General features: G+C 38.3%; 1 protein-coding gene and 1 pseudogene. One reads left to right on the top strand and one right to left on the bottom strand.

Annotated features, from left to right (window positions below; genetic code table 11):
* Positions 1-142: pseudogene (locus AB4653_RS25285) on the top strand (IS110 family transposase); the annotation flags it as partial.
* A gap of 167 nt (positions 143-309) precedes the next feature.
* Here AB4653_RS25285 and AB4653_RS25280 read toward each other — a convergent pair.
* A partial coding sequence (locus AB4653_RS25280) for a hypothetical protein (RefSeq protein WP_372105600.1) occupies positions 310-1,069 on the bottom strand: 760 nt, incomplete at its 5' end.

The following is a 1,069-nucleotide window of genomic DNA, read 5'->3' as shown; positions in this document are numbered from 1 at the left end:
CTAAAAACCACTTTAGCCTTCATGCCGTAAACCAAAATGGTAAGGTCATACTTCATAACTCGGTAACCCACTCTAAATTGCGGACTACAATAGCAAATATGTCACTCATGCGTATAAGCGTGAGGCCTGTGGTGGTTATCACAACCTTACCTTGGCCTCACTTGTCTTGAGAGAAACCTCAAAGCAATGTGCCCTTCAAGCCTAATCGTACAGTTTACTTAATAAAATGGTGCCGGGATTGCTCAACACTCAGGGATTTAGTGTTGCTAGCGTGAAGCCTTAATCCTTATTCGTTTATGTGGATATCAGCTAGCATGCGTTGAAAGGTGGTTCTGTTCTATAAAAATATGCCATTGCAATCTTCATGGCCATCCATCCTTCATATGTGAACATATCTTGGGGGGCATTTAAAGGGAACTCGATATATTTATAAAGTGGATTACTTTCATCAACACTCTCAATACTAATAAATTCCCAATTCTCCTCCGCCATTTTCATTTCAGATTGAATACTAGCAATATCTAATGTAGTTTCAGCAATAAAAAATAACTGGGGTTTACCTCCTCGGACGAGCTCCCTTGTAAACGCAAGCGGTATTAGGCTATATTGATCTGGTCTAAGTCCAATTTCACTTTTTATTTCCTTTTCTATTCCTTTACAGAAAAAGTCGAATGATAAGGTATTCGTAATAGTATCATTTTCATTCCATGCAAAAACCCCAGATGCAGAGCAATGGAATTTACCTAGGCCGTTATCCATTATAGCTTGTTCATTCCCACGAATGGGTATCAGTACTTCTTTTGTATTTGGATTAACGACAATAGCAGCCACACCTAGAGTATTTGAAAGTATTGATGATCTTAGAGGAGTAATTAGACCATGATGAGCTTTTTCATAATCATTTCGAATCGTTAGTAATGGGTCTTCCCCTAATACACCAGAAGCCCAATCTAAAGTTAGATTCGTTGCGACTTGATCAAAGTAAGTAGCTGGTTGGATATGAATTTTGTTTTCCGTTATATCAAAATTAGTGATACGTATTGAGTAATCGTTTTGCCACTCGCCTGAT

Source organism: Vibrio sp. 10N.222.48.A3, assembly GCF_041475345.1.
GTDB classification, from domain to species: Bacteria; Pseudomonadota; Gammaproteobacteria; order Enterobacterales; family Vibrionaceae; genus Vibrio; species Vibrio tasmaniensis_A.
Note: the sequence above shows the minus strand (reverse complement) of the source record. Positions and strands in the feature narration are given on the sequence as shown.